We start from the raw sequence: 16,472 nt of genomic DNA, 5'->3' as shown, positions 1-16,472 counted from the left end.
TTATGAATTTTTTGCAAAAAAAAGGAAAAAATATTAGTTTTTTTTCCTTTTACTTAATGAATCCTTCAAAATCCTATTTCGAATGATTCATCATATTAGCATCAATATTGATATTTAGCTGAGATGCCACTTTCATGCCAAGTTCTATATTAGTCCTGAAAAAGTGACATAATTGACGGTTGATGATCTCATCTTTTTTCGGTCCGGAAATTCCTCTCATACTTCCTACGATGTTGCTGATTAGGTGCTCTCTATCTTCAGCGGTCATAGATTTTGTATACAGTAATCCGGGTTGGGTATAATGATCATCATCATTTTCATTTCTGTTATAGCTGGCAACATGGGCACTGTCCAGCTCATATTCATAATTCTTATAACCCGGATCCGGTTTAATGTCATCAAAACTGTTCGGGAAATAATTCGGTTTATCCTGGTATTGACTGGAATCTGCCATAAAACCGTCTCTCTGGTAGTTGTTGACTGCAAAAGGGCATCGATTCACTTCCAACTGGTGAGCATTGACTCCCACTCTGTATCTGTGGGCATCGGGATAAGAGAATAACCTTCCCTGAAGCATTTTGTCCGGAGAAAAGCTGATTCCGTTAATAAGACTGCTTGGTGAAAATGCAGACTGTTCCACATGTGCAAAATAATTGACAGGAACTTCATTCAGTTCCATTTCACCTACTTCGATCATCGGGAAATCATCATGAAACCATACTTTCGTAATATCAAAAGGATTCCATCTGAAATCTTTTGCCTGCTCTTCCGTCATCACCTGGATATACATGGTCCACTTCGGAAAATCTCCATTTTCAATGGCGTTGCAAAGATCTTCCTGTGCAAAATCCGGGTTTTCTCCAGCCATCTTTACGGCCTCTGCATCAGTGAAGTTTTTGATTCCCTGTTTTGTTATAAAATGGAATTTTACCCAGACTCTTTCATTTTGAGCATTGATCATCGAAAAAGTATGTGATCCGAACCCGTGCATATGTCTGTAACCATAAGGTGTTCCTCTGTCAGACATTAAAATAAGAACCTGGTGAAGAGATTCCGGATTATGGCTCCAGAAATCCCACATCATCGTAGCACTCTTTAAATTGGTTTTCGGAACTCTTTTCTGGGTATGGATGAAGTCTGGAAATTTTTTGGCATCCTTAATAAAGAATACCGGCGTGTTATTTCCTACCAGATCCCAGTTCCCGTCTTCCGTATAAAATTTTAAAGCAAAACCTCTCGGGTCCCTTGCTGTATCTGCACTTCCTTTTTCACCCCCAACAGTAGAAAACCGGGCAAACATTCTGCATGAGTTTCCTATTTTTGAAAATAATTTGGCTTTTGTATACTGACTGATGTCGTGTGTTACGGTAAATGTTCCGTAGGCTCCGGTTCCTTTGGCATGCACAATTCTCTCGGGGATTCTTTCCCTTACAAAGTGTGCAAGGTTTTCCTGAAGAATGAAATCCTGCAGCAGGACAGGCCCTCTGGGACCTACTGTCTGTGAGTCCTGATGTTCAAAATAAGGTGCGCCATTGCTTAGCGTTAATTTTTTAGAATCCATATAGTTATGATTTGTATGGTTGATTTCCCTTGTAAACTGTCTTATGCAGACGTATTAAATATCAAATTTACTTGAATTTTTGATTACAAATAGCAAAAACATTTTATCTTTGTAATAGATAATATTAATCAGATGAACATTCAGCAACTGGAGTATCTTATCGCTGTAGATAAGTACAAACATTTTGGTAAAGCAGCTCAGGCATGCTTTATTACACAGCCTACATTAAGTGCGATGATACAAAAATTTGAGGATGAACTGGATGTGAAGGTGTTCGACAGAACAACACACCCAATCCGTACTACAGATGTTGGGCTCCAAATCATTGATCAGGCAAAGGTAATTATAGAATCTGTCAATGAGCTGAAAAATAAAGCCAACCTTTTGAATAATATTTTAGGAGGAACGATCAATTTAGGAATCATTCCTACCGTTTCTTCTTTCATTTTGCCGACAGAAATCTTTAAATTTTTGGAAGATAATCCGAAAATCCAGATGAATGTAAAAGAAATGACTACAGACAATATTGTCAAGGCTTTAAAAGCAGGTGAACTGGATGCCGGAATTATTTCTACCCCTTATGATTCTGCTGATGAATTTTATCAGGACTTTCTTTTCAATGAAGAATTGATGATCTACAGCTCCAATACGGAAGCGAATAAAAAGAACTCTTACATCATACCTGAAGAACTGAATGTGGAAAAAGTCTGGCTCCTGGAAGAAGGGAACTGCCTGAGAAACCAGTTTGAGAATATCTGTCATTTAAAAGAAAATACATTAAAGCCTAAGAATTTGGATTTTTTAGCATCCAATATTCAGACTTTGGTCCATATGGTGGATAAAGTGGGAGGGATCAGCATTCTGCCGGAATTAGCATTGAGCCAGCTTTCGGAAGAACAAAAAGAAAATGTTTTCAGGTTCAAAAAACCTTTTCCTTACAGAGAGATCAGCATTATTTACTATAAGCCGACTTTTAAGCAGAAAATTATTGATGAGCTGGCGCTGTCTATCAAAAAATCCCTTGAGCTTAAACTGAATTATCATGTAAATCCAAAGGAATTTGTGAGCATCAAACCGCAATGAACTAAGAAGACCGCAAAGTGATATAAATCATTAATCTTAAGAAAATTACAATTAATAAGCAAAAACCTTTAGTATTAAAAAAATAGTACTTAAATTTGCGAACGTTTATAAACGAGGAAAAATTTGACCTGATTGCAACCTCTCTAAAAATATGCTAAAACAGTATTCTTTCTAGGCAATTTATTCTTATTTTTCTTCATATATTTTAATCTAAAAAACAAAGAATAATATGTCTTATCTATTTACATCTGAATCAGTTTCAGAAGGACATCCGGATAAAATTGCCGATCAGATCTCCGATGCATTAATCGATCACTTTTTAGCATATGATAAAAGCTCTAAGGTAGCATGTGAAACCCTTGTAACAACAGGGCAGGTCGTGCTGGCCGGAGAAGTGAAGTCCGATGCATATCTTGATGTTCAAACTATTGCAAGAGATGTTATTAACGGAATTGGATACACTAAGGGAGAATATATGTTCAATGGAGATTCGTGTGGAGTAATTTCCGCGATTCACGAACAGTCTCCGGATATCAACCAGGGAGTGGATAGAGCAGTAAACGATGAATCTTTTGAAGCCAAAGCTAACGCACAGGGAGCTGGTGACCAGGGGATGATGTTCGGTTATGCAACCAACGAAACGGCTAATTATATGCCGCTTGCTTTAGACCTTGCCCACACGATCCTTAAAGAACTTTCTGTATTGAGAAGAGAAGGAAACGAAATCGCTTACCTTCGTCCGGATGCAAAAAGCCAGGTAACAATTGAATATTCTGACGATCACAAGCCGGTAAGAATTGATTCTATTGTGGTTTCTACACAGCATGATGACTTTGGAACTGAAGAAGAAATGCTGGATAAGATCCGTGAAGACATCAAAAAGATCCTGGTTCCAAGAGTAGTAGCTCAGCAGACTGAAGAGATCAAGGCATTGTTCAACGATCAGATCAAATATCACATCAACCCAACAGGGAAGTTTGTGATCGGAGGTCCTCACGGGGATACAGGTCTTACGGGAAGAAAAATTATCGTAGATACTTACGGAGGAAAAGGAGCTCACGGTGGTGGTGCTTTCTCTGGAAAAGATCCGTCGAAAGTAGACAGAAGTGCTGCTTACGCTACAAGACACATTGCTAAAAACTTAGTGGCTGCAGGAGTAGCTGACGAAGTTCTGGTACAGGTTTCCTATGCAATTGGTGTTGCTGAACCTTGCGGTTTGTATATCAACACTTATGGAACCGCGAAAGTAGATCTTCATGATGGTGATATTGCTAAAAAAGTGACTTCAATCTTTGATTTAAGACCTTATGCCATTGAGCAGAACTTAAAATTAAGAAATCCTATCTACCAGGAAACGGCTTCTTACGGGCATATGGGGAAAGAGCATTATATAGCTGACAAAACATTCAATAAAGGTCAGAAAAATGAAATTACCCTTACGGGTCTTGAGTTCTTTACTTGGGAAAAACTTGACAAAGTAGACGAAATTAAAGCTGCTTTCGGCATTTAATTTGTCTTCAGAAATAATAAATAGGACTGCTTTATCTTTGGGTAAGGCAGTTTTTTTTAATTTTACACCTTAAATAATTAGAGATGATGAATTTTAGATCAGCAGTTACCGTACTTTTTATATTTTTCCTGAGCATAGTGGCAAGGGCACAGTATACCATGCATAAAATGGTCACCGTAGGATATACATACCAGAACCAAAGCTTTGGAGAATTGGGAGGGAAGCTGCTTTTTCTGAAGAATGATGATGTGATATACCGTTTGGGTGCATCTGCTTTAATGGGATCCGCCGGGTCTAAGTTTGCGATCATGCCGAAACTGCAGGCCGATGTTCTTCTTAATTTTGAAAAAAATGTAGATTTCTACCACTCATATTATCTTTTAATTGGGGCAGAAGGAACTAATAAATATATCGCACCAAAAATAGGAGTTACTCTTTTCGGCCTTTTGGATCTTACCGGAGGCTATGCTTTCCCAATCGGAGAGGCCCGTTTGAACGGAAAAGAGCTGAAAGGCTTAAATGTTAATTTAACATTAAATATTCCTACAGTCTTTATTCATGATATGTTTAAGTGATTTTTTTTAAATTTTCCCGTAAAAATTTAATAATAGGTTAACAGTTATTAAAAAATTATTATATTTACACCATATAATAATTGTACTGCCTATTGATTTTACTTTACTCTAAAAAACTGTTTTGTATTTACAGCTAGGGCCAGATAAAATATCTGGAGAATTGCTGGTCTGCAAATTTTTTATTATTGAGAAGAGTTATGAAATCAAAAACGGACAGCCTACTAATTTCCCTTTATCAGAAAGGAGATGAAGAAGCCCTATCAGCCCTTATTCATCGTCATCAGAGAGAACTGTTTACATTCATTTTTTACAAAATTAATGATGAAGACCTGGCCAATGATGTTTTTCAGGATACATTCATGAAAATCATCCTGATGTTGAAAGAAGGACGATATAACGAAGAAGGAAAATTTATTCTTTGGGCAAAAAGAATTGCACACAACCTTATTATTGATCATTTCAGACTGAAAGCGAAAAACGTTAAAGTTTCAGAAACTACTTTTGAAACAGATGAGTATTCTATTTTCGATCTGATCCGGGAGCCTTCAGAAAATATTGAAGAGCAGCTAGTAACGTTGCAGATCCAGGAAGATCTTTTGAGGATGCTTCAGTTCTTGCCACAGAATCAGCAGGAAGTTATTAAATTAAGATTTTTCGATGGTTTAAGTTTCAAAGAAATTGCAGATCATACTAATATGAGTATCAATACCACATTGGGAAGAGTACGCTATGCACTCATTAACCTGAGAAAAATCATGGACGAAAATAACATTGTATTGACACGTTAGAATAATATTTTCGAAAAATTCACGTTTAAAGGAAAACATACTTTCGCCTATGAAAAAAAATGATTCCTTAAAAGTGAAAACTTTGAAACCTAAGAAACAAACAATTGATTTTTTACTGAGTTACTCCAAAAGTCTTGAATTGGTACAAACCAAAAGCAAGAATTTCCCGATTTCCAAAAATTAAATTGAGTAATTTTGTGCTGTATGAAAATTCAGCACATTTTTTTTGACCTGGACAATACGCTCTGGGATCACCGTAAGAACGCTTACCTTACCATCAAAGACCTTTTTGAAAAACAGGAAATCACCTTACATTATAATATCGACTTTGAGGCCTTCCATTCTGTCTATCATGAAATTAATGAGAGCCTTTGGGAAAAGATCAGAGACGGTATTATCGGTAAAGAATACCTGAGAAAACACCGTTTCTATGATACTTTCAAACATTTCGGAGTGGATGATGAAGAGCTTTCGCAATATTTTGAAGAGCATTTCCTGGATAAGATCCTCAACCACAACGAGCTGGTAGAAGGTGCAGAGTACATTTTGGAATATCTGAAATCAAAAGATTATACGTTGCACGTTATTTCCAATGGCTTCCAGGAAGTAACAGAGAGGAAATGCATCCTTTCAGGAATTGATAAATATTTCAAAACCATTACCAGTGCTGATTCTGTAGGGGTGAGAAAACCCAATCCGAAGATCTTTGAATATTCGTTGGGGCTTGCACAAGCCGGTAAAGGAGAGAGTATCCTGATTGGTGACGACTGGATCGCGGATGTTGTCGGGTCCCAGAATTATGGAATTGATGTAATCTTCTTCGATGTGTATAAAGAAAATAAGCAGGAAGAAGGTCTGAAAAGTATTACCCATCTTTTGCAGATTAAAGAATATTTATAAAATACACAGCTTTCAATAGCTACAAAATTTATTTTTTGAACCATTAAGATGATTGAAGGTCTTAAGTTTAATTAAGAAAAAATCAAATGATTTTATTAGGCAGCAGCTTTCTTAATTTTCTTAAACACTTATCTGATCTTAATGGTTCAATTTTTTTTCATTATTCATTCTCCACTTTTCATTTTTCCTAATTCTTTCCTAAATTGATTCTGAACTTTGCTCCATAATAAAACAGAAAAAATTTAAGATTATGAGAAATTTTAGGAAAATCACCGGAGCATTCGTTTTAATTTTCTTACTGGCAGGCGGATTTATCTTTGCACAGGACAAAGCAATCAATGCCAATCAACTGCCTAAAACGGCTAAAAATTTCCTTGCCTCCCATTTTAAAGGTGTTGCTGTAGGATCGGCAATCGAAGACAGAGAAATCTATGGTGTTGATGAATACCAGGTCTATCTTGCTAACGGGATGAAGGTAGAATTCGACAGTAGCGGAGACTGGAAAGAAGTGGACGGAAAACATCAGAAGCTGCCTTATGCATTTATTCCGGCATCGATCAGGAACTATGCTGCTAAGAACTTTCCAAATACCTATATCGTTAAGATAGAAAAAGAAAGGTGGTCTTATAAAGCAGAACTTTCTAACGGCCTGGATCTTGAATTTGACAGAAAAGGAAACTTCAAGAGAATTGATGATTAATTCAATTGAAAAAATATAGCTGAAGGAAGATGAAAGCTAGAAGATGGAAGTTTTTAAGTAACAGTATCGATTGAAGAATATTCAATTACTATTGTAAAAACAACAGTCCTTGAAAATAACCCTGAGCTTTCATCTTTCTTCTATTTCATATATTTGATAGACTAATACTGCAGAATGAAGATATTAATCATAGAAGATGAACCGGAACTGAAAGATACTGTACAGACTTTTCTGGAAGCAGAGCGTTTTATTGTAGAATTTGCCCTTACGTACAATACAGGGCTGGAAAAGATCATTTCGTATGAATATGACTGTATTCTTCTGGATATTATGCTGCCGGATGGAAATGGAATTGACCTGCTGAGAGAAATCAGGAAGCTGCATAAGAAAGATCCTGTGATTATTCTATCGGCCAAAGATTCTGTTTATGATAAGGTGGCAGGACTGGAAATAGGGGCCGATGATTATCTGGCAAAACCTTTTCATCTTGCTGAGTTAATGGCGAGAATCAGGTCTGTAATCAGAAGAAAGAATCAGGATGGGGAAAATACAATTACCTATAAAAACATCAGCATTGATCCGGAAAACAGAACCGTTAAAGTCGGGAATGAAGATCTGATTCTTAACCGTAAGGAATATGACCTCCTGTACTATTTTGTTATCCACCCGGAAAAAACGTTGCAGAAAACGACTTTGGCTGAAGCTATTTGGGGAGATTATATTGACCAGGCAGACAGTCTGGACTTTATCTATTCACAAATTAAAAATCTCCGTAAAAAATTGAAAAGCCTCAATGCAGAAGCCGATTTCCAGGCCGTTTACGGAATTGGTTATAAATTTGTCTAGATGAAAGTTTCCTTAAAATATTACACTATCAAATATATGATCGGCATTCTGCTGTTGATCATTGCGGTCTGGGCAGCGCTATTTTATGCCTATATCCTGGACGAGGTTTATGATAATGTAGATGACGGACTGAAAGACAGAAAGATACAAATCATTAAGGCCGTATATCACGATCCTAAACTGTTGAACAGTAAAGATTTCGGATTTAACGAATTTAAGATCAAACCTATTTCAGAATCTGAATATAAAGATAAAAACAGGCTCTATAACAAGATGTTCTATATGGAATATGATGATAAGGACCAGCCTTACCGCGTACTTGAGACCGATTTTATAGATCAGTTTGGAAAACGCCAGAGACTTGAAATACGGACTTCTACTGTAGAGCAGGACGAGCTGGTGTATGACCTGACTACAGCTTTAATCGTGCTGTATATTTTACTTGTGATCAGTATTGTTGCTGTCAATGGGTATATGCTGAACAAAGCCATGCGTCCGTTCTATGCCATTTTAAACAGGCTGAAGAAATACCAGTTCGGAGCTTCTTCCCCACAGGAACCTCAGAATTATTCTATTAAAGAATTTGAAGAGCTTAATGTGGAAATAGAGGAAATGATTAAACGGAACGAATTTGTTTTCCATCAGCAGAAGCAATTCATTGAAAATGCATCTCATGAACTTCAGACACCGCTGGCTATTGTGACTAATAAGATCGATCTGATGATCCAGAATGATGATCTTGACAAGAAGAATATGAATTTCCTTACTGAAGTGAAAGGAGACCTGAGAAGAATGGCAGGACTGAATAAATCCCTGCTGATGCTTTCAAAAATAGAGAATAGCCAGTTCAATAAAATGTCAAAAGTAAATTTCAATGAAATGATTGCGGAACTGGTTAAAAGCTATGAGGATTTTATCGAATTCAAAAAAATTGAAGTCAGCATTGTTGAAAAAGGATTCTTTGGGGCAGATTTTAATCCTGATCTGGTGGATATCCTGCTTTCCAATCTGCTTAAAAATGCAATTAAATATAATAATCAGGAGGGGATTGTCAATATCATTATAGAAGATAACAGGCTCGTCTTCCGGAATAGCAGTAATGGTGTTCCATTGGACAAAGTGCAGATCTTCAACCGCTTTTATAAGCAGGGCTCAGACCATAGTTCTACCGGTTTGGGACTCTCTATCATCAGGACTATAACAAAACAATATCCCGGATGGGATATTGTCTATGAGTTTGAAGATGGATTGCACTGCTTTATTCTTTCTAAAAACAATGCTTTGGTATCTTAATGTTTAAATTCCTAAGCTTGCTCTTACTTTTCTAATGGTTTCTGTTGCAACTACTCTTGTTTTTGCAGCACCTTCCTGAAGTTTTGCTTCCAGCTCATCCAGATTGTTCATATAATAAGTGAACATTTCTCTTTCTTTTGCAAAACGGGTTAAAATCAGATTTAAAAGCTCTAATTTGGCGTGTCCGTAACCGAAGTTTCCGGCTAAGTATTTAGCTCTTAATTCTTCCGTCTGCTCAGGAGTAGCAATCAGTTCATAGATCGCAAAAACTTTATCTGTTTCAGGGTCTTTTGGTTCTTCCAGAGCTTTAGAATCGGTTTCTATACTCATTACCTGTTTTTTCAGCTCTTTTTCAGGTAAGAATATATTAATGATATTTCCCATGGATTTAGACATTTTACGGCCATCTGTTCCGGGAACATATTTCGTGTCTTCCTGAAGCTCAGATTGAGGAAGTACAAAAACTTCTCCCATTTGATTGTTGAACCTTGATGCTACATCACGGGCAATTTCAAGATGCTGAAGCTGATCTTTTCCTACAGGAACTATTTCTGCATCGTACAGTAAAATATCCGCAGCCATCAGAATAGGATAGGTGAACAGTCCGGCGTTAACGTCCTGAAGCCTGTCTGCTTTATCTTTAAATGAATGAGCAAGGGTTAATCTCTGGTAAGGAAAAAAACATGATAAATGCCAAGAAAGTTCACAGGTTTCAGGGATATCACTCTGTCTGTAAAAATATGTTTTTTCTGTATCCAGCCCACAAGCAAGCCAAGCCGCAGCAATCTCGTAGGTATTCTGTTTTAAAACCTTCGCATCTTTGATCTGGGTAAGAGAATGAAGATTCGCAATGAATAAAAATGATTCATTTCCTTCCTGCTTGGAAAGTTCAATAGCAGGAATAATCGCCCCAAGAAGATTTCCAAGATGGGGGGTTCCGGTGGCTTGAATGCCGGTAAGAATTCTTGACATTTGTTTAAATTATTTATAAAAATTAATGAATTGCAAATTTAATTAATTCTCCCGCAGATTACACAGATTTGCACAGATGTTTGTGTGAAATTAAAATTGCGGAGAATTTTTAAGCTAAAAAGCAATGTTATTTCCAGTGAAGATAGATAGTTAAGGAATAATAATTTTTTCTCCCCCGAATTTCGGCTGTACTCCGAAAAGCAAATCCCAGTAAACCTTTGCTTTGGCCAGATACTCTCTGAGGTTGGTCTTTAAGCCGGCGTATTTATTTACATCATTAGCATTATACCCGAAAGCTTCTATTTCGTTTTTTTTAGCCAGAAAAACAGCTCTTTCATTGTGGAATTTCTGTGAAATGATCACCAGCTTCTGCTGTCCAAAGATATCTTTTGCCCTTACCACGGAATCCAGAGTACGAAATCCGGCATGATCCATTATAATCCTATCCTTTGGAATGCCGTATTTCATTAAAGTAAGCTGCATATCTTCCGGTTCATTATAATCTTTGGTACTGTTGTCTCCGCTTACGATAATGTATTTGATCTTTCCGCTTTTATACAGGTCTATGGCGGCCTGTATCCTATTGTAGAAATAAGCATTCGGCATGCCGTTGTTCAGATTCTTCCCGGTTCCGAGCAGTAAAGCCACTTTGGTTTCAGGAACATCAGAGATATTGTAAGAAACAAAAGCGCTGCTTTCTTTTCTGATACTGTAGTTAGCCCAGGCCATAAAAATAATTCCCGCTACAACAAGCAGCAGGAAAATTTTAAAAATATTTTTGATTACTTTTTTCATCCGGAATACTGTTTTTAAAACTCAAGTCCGTTAGGAAAAGCTTTTTTTCTGAATATTAATAATAAAGCAGCTCCTACCGTAATGGCAGAATCGGCCACATTGAAAATATACTTGAAGAATTCAAGGTGTTTACCACCAATCAAAGGGATATTATCAGGAACATACCAGTCTACCAGAGGAAAGTGAAGCATATCTACTACACAGCCTTTCATAAAAGCAGAATAACCTTGTCCGAAAGGAACAAACTTCGAAACTCCTCCATATCCTATCCATCGGTCGATGCTTGGGTCGTAAACTGTTCCGCTGTCGAAGATAAGTCCATAAAACATTCCGTCAATGATATTTCCAATGGCACCGGCAAAAATAATAGCCATTGGGATCAAAAGATAGTTGGATGCTCCCTGCTGCAGCCATTTTTTGAACATATAAACCATTCCTCCAATTAAGAAAAGTCTAAGGATCACCAGGAAATATTTCCCGATAATACCTCCGAAATGAAGCCCGTAAGCCATTCCCGGATTCTCTACAAAAGTCAGTTTAAAGCCCGGAAGAACAGTAACACTGTCATCCAGATTGAAATGGGTTTTGATGTAAATTTTTGAAGCCTGATCAATTAACAATACTAAAAATGTTATAGCTAAGATCTTTTTCATTACTGTCCTTTTGGTTTAGAAGGTTTCTCAGAATTTTTCTTGTCAAAGATTTTCTTGGCTACCTTTTCTGTATGGAACGTATTTTTGGTCTGAGCACGCTCGTATCTGATGTTCATATCTTTTAAAACACTTTTCAGTGCACTCAGTTCCATAGGATTTTTAGGATGTACTATGATAGATTCCATTTTCTTTTCTTTTTTAAATGTTACATTTTGGACAGCTCATCGAGTCTTTTCCGGTCTTTTGCAGACAGGTCACTAACCCCGTTTTTGCCCATCTTACTCAAAATTCTGTCAATTTCTTTTTCCCTTTCACGTTTATCAGAATTAAACTGATCATCAATGGTGTAGTTCTTCTGCCGGTCAGGAAAGAATCTGTTTTTGATCCATTCTCTATTGAAAAACAGTAAAACTGCAGCAACAATAATTGCTAAAATTAATACTTCGCTCATGGGTATACATTAAAAATTAGGTTTATAAAGTATCCGTGAATACGATATAAACCCAATAGTATTTTTACAAACCTTAACGGTTTATTTCTGCATATTTTTCGCTTCAATGCTCAGCGTAGCATGAGGAACGGCTAAAAGTCTTTCCTTAGGGATCAGCTTTCCTGTCACTCTGCATACACCATAGGTTTTATTTTCGATTCGGATCAAAGCATTCTTAAGATCACGCACAAATTTTTCCTGGCGTCCTGCTAATATAGAGTTCTGCTCCTTGCTCAGCGTTTCTGCTCCTTCTTCAAAAGCTTTGAATGTAGGAGAAGTATCGTCTGTACCATTATTCTGGTCATTGATGAAGCTTTCTCTGATCAGCTGAAGATCTCTTTCTGCTTTTTCTATTTTTTCTCTTATGATAGCTTTAAATTCCTGTAAATCAGCATCGCTGTATCTTACTCTTTCGTCTGACATATTCTTTTCTCTTTTTTAATAAAATTATGAAATGGAATTTGAAATACAATAACTATATGTTAATTTTTTTCGACATTTATCTTAAAATTAACCTCATCTATTTCGATTTCGTTAAAATTTGAAAGTGAAGATACAATTTCTATTTTATTTGACAAGACCTCAGATGAAATATATTCCTCATTTTTCTTAACATCTTCAATGAAAGGTGAGTTTTCTTCAATGGAGATTTTAATCCTGTCCGTCAGTTCAAAGTCCTTCTCTTTTCGCAGATTCTGAATCCTGTTGATGAACTCCCTTGCAATACCTTCAGATTTTAATTCTTCTGTTAACGTCAAATCTAATGCCACAGTTGTTTTCCCGTCGGAAGTTACCGTCCATCCCGGGATATCTTTTGTAGAGATTTCCACATCATCAAGGGTGATCTCATACCCTTGAATATCTATTTTTCCGTCTTTTTCAAGATTGGCAATCTGCTCTGTGCTGAAATTCGCAATTTCTCCGCCTACCGTTTTCATGTCTTTCCCTAATTTAGGACCTAAAGCTTTGAAATTCGGCTTGATTTGCTTTACAATTAAATGCGATGCTTCTTCTGCATTAATCAACTGTAATTCTTTCACGTTCACTTCCTGCTTGATCAGGTCTGCAACGGCTAAGATCTGCTCCTCAGTTTTAGCATCCAGAACCGGAACCAGTACTTTCTGTAAGGGCTGGCGAACTTTCACATTTTCTTTCTTTCTCAGGGAGAAAACCATACTCGTGATGTTCTGAGCCAAATGTGTTTTTTCTACCAGATCCTGATCTATCAGACTTTCATTAGCTACAGGGAAGTCTGTTAAATGCACAGATTCGCAGTTTTCTTTTCCTGTTACTTTATTTAAATCCTGATACAATTGATCCATAAAGAACGGAGCAATAGGGGCTGATAATTTCGCCACAGTCTCAAGACACGTATATAAAGTCTGGTAAGCTGAGATTTTATCATCAGAATAATCTCCTTTCCAGAAACGTCTTCTGCACAGTCTTACGTACCAGTTGCTCAGGTTATCATTCACAAATGTGCTGATTGCTCTTGCTACTCTTGTCGGTTCGTAATCTTCGTAGAATGCTTTTACTTCTTTGATTAAAAGATTAAGCTCAGAAAGGATCCATCTGTCGATTTCCGGACGGTTTTCCACTTCTTTTTCCGTATAATTGAAGCCATCCACATTGGCATACAATGCAAAGAACGAGTACGTATTATAAAGTGTTCCGAAGAACTTTCTTCTCACTTCGTCAATTCCTTCGATGTCGAATTTCAGGTTTTCCCAAGGGTTTGCATTCGAGATCATGTACCATCTGGTAGCATCCGGACCGTATACAGAAAGTGTTTCGAAAGGATCCACAGCATTTCCTAAACGTTTTGACATTTTCTGCCCGTTCTTATCCAGAACAAGACCGTTACTCATCACATTTTTATAAGCAACCGAATCAAAAACAGCGGTACCGATCGCATGAAGGGTATAGAACCAACCTCTCGTCTGGTCAACACCTTCTGCAATGAAATCAGCAGGGAATGCTTTATTGTTGTCGATCATTTCCTTATTTTCAAAAGGATAATGCAGCTGTGCATAAGGCATAGATCCTGAATCGAACCAAACGTCGATAAGGTCGCTCTCGCGGTTCATTGCTTTTCCGAACTCTGAAACCAGAACCACTTTGTCCACCACATTTTTATGAAGATCAACCAATTCATAGTTCTGCTCGGACATATTTCCTATTATAAAACCTTTGAACGGATTTTCTTTCATGAATCCTGCTGCAACAGATTTTTCTATTTCATTGTATAATTCCTCTACAGATCCTATGATCTTTTCTTCTTTAAGATCTTCTGTTCTCCAGATTGGCAACGGAATTCCCCAGTATCTTGAACGGGATAAATTCCAGTCGTTCACATTTTCAAGCCAGTTCGCGAAACGTCCTTCTCCGGTAGCTTTCGGCTTCCAGTTGATTTCCTTGTTTAAATTAACCAGTCTGTCTTTTACAGCGGTCATTTTCACAAACCATGAATCAAGAGGATAATACAATACCGGCTTGTCAGTTCTCCAGCAATGCGGATAACTGTGAACATATTTCTCTACTTTGAAAGCTTTATTTTCAGTCTTTAAGACGATCGCCAGTTCTACATCCCATGATTTCTCAGGAGCGGTTCCATCATCGTAATATTCGTTCTTGATATATTTTCCTGAAAATACTTCAGGTACATTTTCACCTTTAATGAATCTACCCTGCAGGTCAACCAACGGAACCAGATTGTCGTTTCCATCTTTAATCAACATGGGAGGAATTCCTGCCTCTTTAGCTACTCTCGCATCATCAGCACCAAATGTAGGGGCAATGTGAACGATACCGGTACCGTCCTCAGTGGTTACAAAATCTCCGATGATCACTCTGAAAGCTTTTTCAGGTGACTCCTCCGGTGTAAACCACGGGATCAGCTGTTCATATTGGGTTCCGGCCAATTTTTCTCCGGTAAACTCTTTTACTATCTTGAAAGGAATCACTTTGCTTTCTTCAGTATAACCGGCAAAATCTTCATCTGTACCTTCTGCATATTTCTTACCGAATACTTTAGGTAAAAGAACCCTTGCCAATACAATGGTGATAGGTTCAAAGGTATATTGGTTGAATGTTTTAACCAAAACATATTCAATATCTCTCCCTACTGCAAGTGCTGTATTGGAAGGTAAAGTCCATGGAGTAGTCGTCCATGCTAAAACATGTACGTCTCCATCCACATCACTGAACAGTTCAGAAGTTTCTTTCTTCGCTTTGAACTGTGCCACAACCGTTGTATCCGAAACATCACGGTACGTTCCCGGCTGATTCAGCTCGTGGGAAGATAATCCTGTTCCGGCTTTCGGAGAATAAGGCTGAATCGTGTAACCTTTGTACAATAATTCTTTATCATACAATTGCTTCAGCAACCACCAAACCGTCTCCATATATTTTGACTTATACGTAATGTACGGATCCTCAAGGTCTACCCAGTATCCGATTTTTTCCGTAAGGTCATTCCATACGTCTGTATATCGCATTACCGCTTCACGGCAGGCTTTGTTGTAATCTTCAATAGAGATTTTTTTGCCAATATCCTCTTTCGTAATTCCTAATTCTTTCTCTACGCCCAGTTCCACAGGAAGTCCGTGTGTATCCCAGCCCGCTTTACGGAAAACCTGCTTCCCGTTCTGAGTCTGGAAACGACAGAAAATATCCTTTAATGCTCTGGCCATAACGTGGTGAATTCCGGGCATACCGTTTGCTGAAGGCGGACCTTCATAAAAAACAAACTCGGCATTACCCTCGCGAATCTCAACACTTTTACTGAACGTTTTATTCTGTTTCCAAAATTCCGCTACATTCTCGGCTACGTCAATAAGGTTGAGGTTTTTGTATTCTTTAAATTGGCTCATTGTAAATATCTCAATATCGTTGATTAATTAAGTCTGCAAATTTAGTGATTTTTGTCGGTTTATAAGATATGTTTTATTTAGCTTATATCTATTAAAAAGTTCAATTTCAGAAATATAAATGAAGGAAGTGGTAAAAAGTGAATGGTGAATAGTCAATAAGTGAATTTTTCAGACTGTTTTGAGCATGAAATTGAAGCCATATTATCTATAAAAAAGCCACCCGAAGGTGGCTGTGAATTATTTAAAGTTGCTAAGGCTAGGCATATCTGGCCATCTTCCTGCTTCGTATTCCAATGGAGAGCAGCCTATTAGCTTGGCTTTTTCAATTTTATCTTCTACAAATTTTTTTGAGTTAAAATAAAATACCATGCCATATTCTTTTTGAATTGAGTGTTCCTCTGCAATAGTAAGTTCTATTTCTCATTTTTGACTTA

Annotated in this window: 16 protein-coding genes; 8 read left to right on the top strand and 8 right to left on the bottom strand. The window is 37.3% G+C overall.

Annotated elements, in window-relative coordinates; all coding sequences use genetic code 11:
* Positions 1-73: 73 nt before the first annotated feature.
* Positions 74-1,561 (bottom strand): catalase, encoded by a 1,488-nt coding sequence (locus LC418_RS00385; RefSeq protein WP_223557703.1) that lies wholly within the window; start codon positions 1,559-1,561, stop codon positions 74-76.
* A 132-nt stretch (positions 1,562-1,693) separates the two neighbouring features.
* Between LC418_RS00385 and LC418_RS00380 the strand changes: the two genes are divergently transcribed.
* From LC418_RS00380 to LC418_RS00345, 8 genes are all read left to right on the top strand, one after another.
* Positions 1,694-2,644 carry a LysR substrate-binding domain-containing protein gene (locus tag LC418_RS00380; protein WP_111958596.1) on the top strand — a complete coding sequence of 317 codons (951 nt, stop codon included), beginning with the start codon at positions 1,694-1,696 and terminating at the stop codon, positions 2,642-2,644.
* A 229-nt stretch (positions 2,645-2,873) separates the two neighbouring features.
* A complete protein-coding gene (metK, locus tag LC418_RS00375) occupies positions 2,874-4,154 on the top strand; it encodes a methionine adenosyltransferase (RefSeq protein ID WP_111958598.1) in 1,281 nt (426 codons plus the stop codon).
* Between the two features lie 83 nt (positions 4,155-4,237).
* The gene (locus LC418_RS00370) at positions 4,238-4,729 is read left to right on the top strand and encodes a hypothetical protein (protein WP_111958600.1); all 492 of its coding nucleotides are present in this window, start codon (positions 4,238-4,240) and stop codon (positions 4,727-4,729) included.
* 197 nt (positions 4,730-4,926) lie between these two features.
* A complete protein-coding gene (locus tag LC418_RS00365; protein WP_111958602.1) occupies positions 4,927-5,517 on the top strand; it encodes an RNA polymerase sigma factor in 591 nt (196 codons plus the stop codon).
* A gap of 204 nt (positions 5,518-5,721) precedes the next feature.
* Complete coding sequence (locus tag LC418_RS00360; RefSeq protein WP_223557702.1) at positions 5,722-6,417, top strand: YjjG family noncanonical pyrimidine nucleotidase; 696 nt, start codon at positions 5,722-5,724, stop codon at positions 6,415-6,417.
* 250 nt (positions 6,418-6,667) lie between these two features.
* On the top strand, positions 6,668-7,117 hold the full coding sequence (locus tag LC418_RS00355) for a PepSY-like domain-containing protein (RefSeq protein WP_223557701.1): 450 nt from the start codon (positions 6,668-6,670) through the stop codon (positions 7,115-7,117).
* A 174-nt stretch (positions 7,118-7,291) separates the two neighbouring features.
* A complete protein-coding gene (locus tag LC418_RS00350) occupies positions 7,292-7,963 on the top strand; it encodes a response regulator transcription factor (protein ID WP_223557700.1) in 672 nt (223 codons plus the stop codon).
* On the top strand, positions 7,964-9,256 hold the full coding sequence (locus tag LC418_RS00345) for a sensor histidine kinase (protein ID WP_223557699.1): 1,293 nt from the start codon (positions 7,964-7,966) through the stop codon (positions 9,254-9,256). It begins immediately after the preceding gene.
* 3 nt (positions 9,257-9,259) lie between these two features.
* Here the strand turns inward: LC418_RS00345 and trpS are convergent, their stop codons facing one another.
* The 7 genes from trpS to ileS all read right to left on the bottom strand — a co-directional run bounded on the left by trpS (position 9,260) and on the right by ileS (position 16,038).
* On the bottom strand, positions 9,260-10,228 hold the full coding sequence (gene trpS, locus LC418_RS00340; RefSeq protein ID WP_223557698.1) for a tryptophan--tRNA ligase: 969 nt from the start codon (positions 10,226-10,228) through the stop codon (positions 9,260-9,262).
* 150 nt (positions 10,229-10,378) lie between these two features.
* Positions 10,379-11,023, bottom strand: a complete 645-nt coding sequence (locus LC418_RS00335; RefSeq protein WP_223557697.1) for a SanA/YdcF family protein — start codon at positions 11,021-11,023, stop codon at positions 10,379-10,381.
* 14 nt (positions 11,024-11,037) lie between these two features.
* Positions 11,038-11,676 (bottom strand): lipoprotein signal peptidase, encoded by a 639-nt coding sequence (locus LC418_RS00330; RefSeq protein ID WP_111958616.1) that lies wholly within the window; start codon positions 11,674-11,676, stop codon positions 11,038-11,040.
* Complete coding sequence (locus LC418_RS00325) at positions 11,676-11,861, bottom strand: DUF2683 family protein (RefSeq protein WP_111958618.1); 186 nt, start codon at positions 11,859-11,861, stop codon at positions 11,676-11,678. The genes LC418_RS00330 and LC418_RS00325 overlap by 1 nt, the downstream gene beginning before the upstream one ends.
* Before the next feature lie 20 nt (positions 11,862-11,881).
* Complete coding sequence (locus LC418_RS00320) at positions 11,882-12,127, bottom strand: DUF6576 domain-containing protein (protein ID WP_223557696.1); 246 nt, start codon at positions 12,125-12,127, stop codon at positions 11,882-11,884.
* An 81-nt stretch (positions 12,128-12,208) separates the two neighbouring features.
* The gene (locus LC418_RS00315; RefSeq protein ID WP_048505480.1) at positions 12,209-12,589 is read right to left on the bottom strand and encodes a TraR/DksA family transcriptional regulator; all 381 of its coding nucleotides are present in this window, start codon (positions 12,587-12,589) and stop codon (positions 12,209-12,211) included.
* A 59-nt stretch (positions 12,590-12,648) separates the two neighbouring features.
* A complete protein-coding gene (ileS, locus tag LC418_RS00310; protein WP_223557695.1) occupies positions 12,649-16,038 on the bottom strand; it encodes an isoleucine--tRNA ligase in 3,390 nt (1,129 codons plus the stop codon).
* Between the last annotated feature and the right edge of the window lie 434 nt (positions 16,039-16,472).

Origin of the sequence: Chryseobacterium lathyri (assembly GCF_019970085.1) — a bacterium.
GTDB lineage: Bacteria > Bacteroidota > Bacteroidia > Flavobacteriales > Weeksellaceae > Chryseobacterium > Chryseobacterium lathyri.
This window is presented reverse-complemented; position numbering and strand designations above follow the sequence as displayed.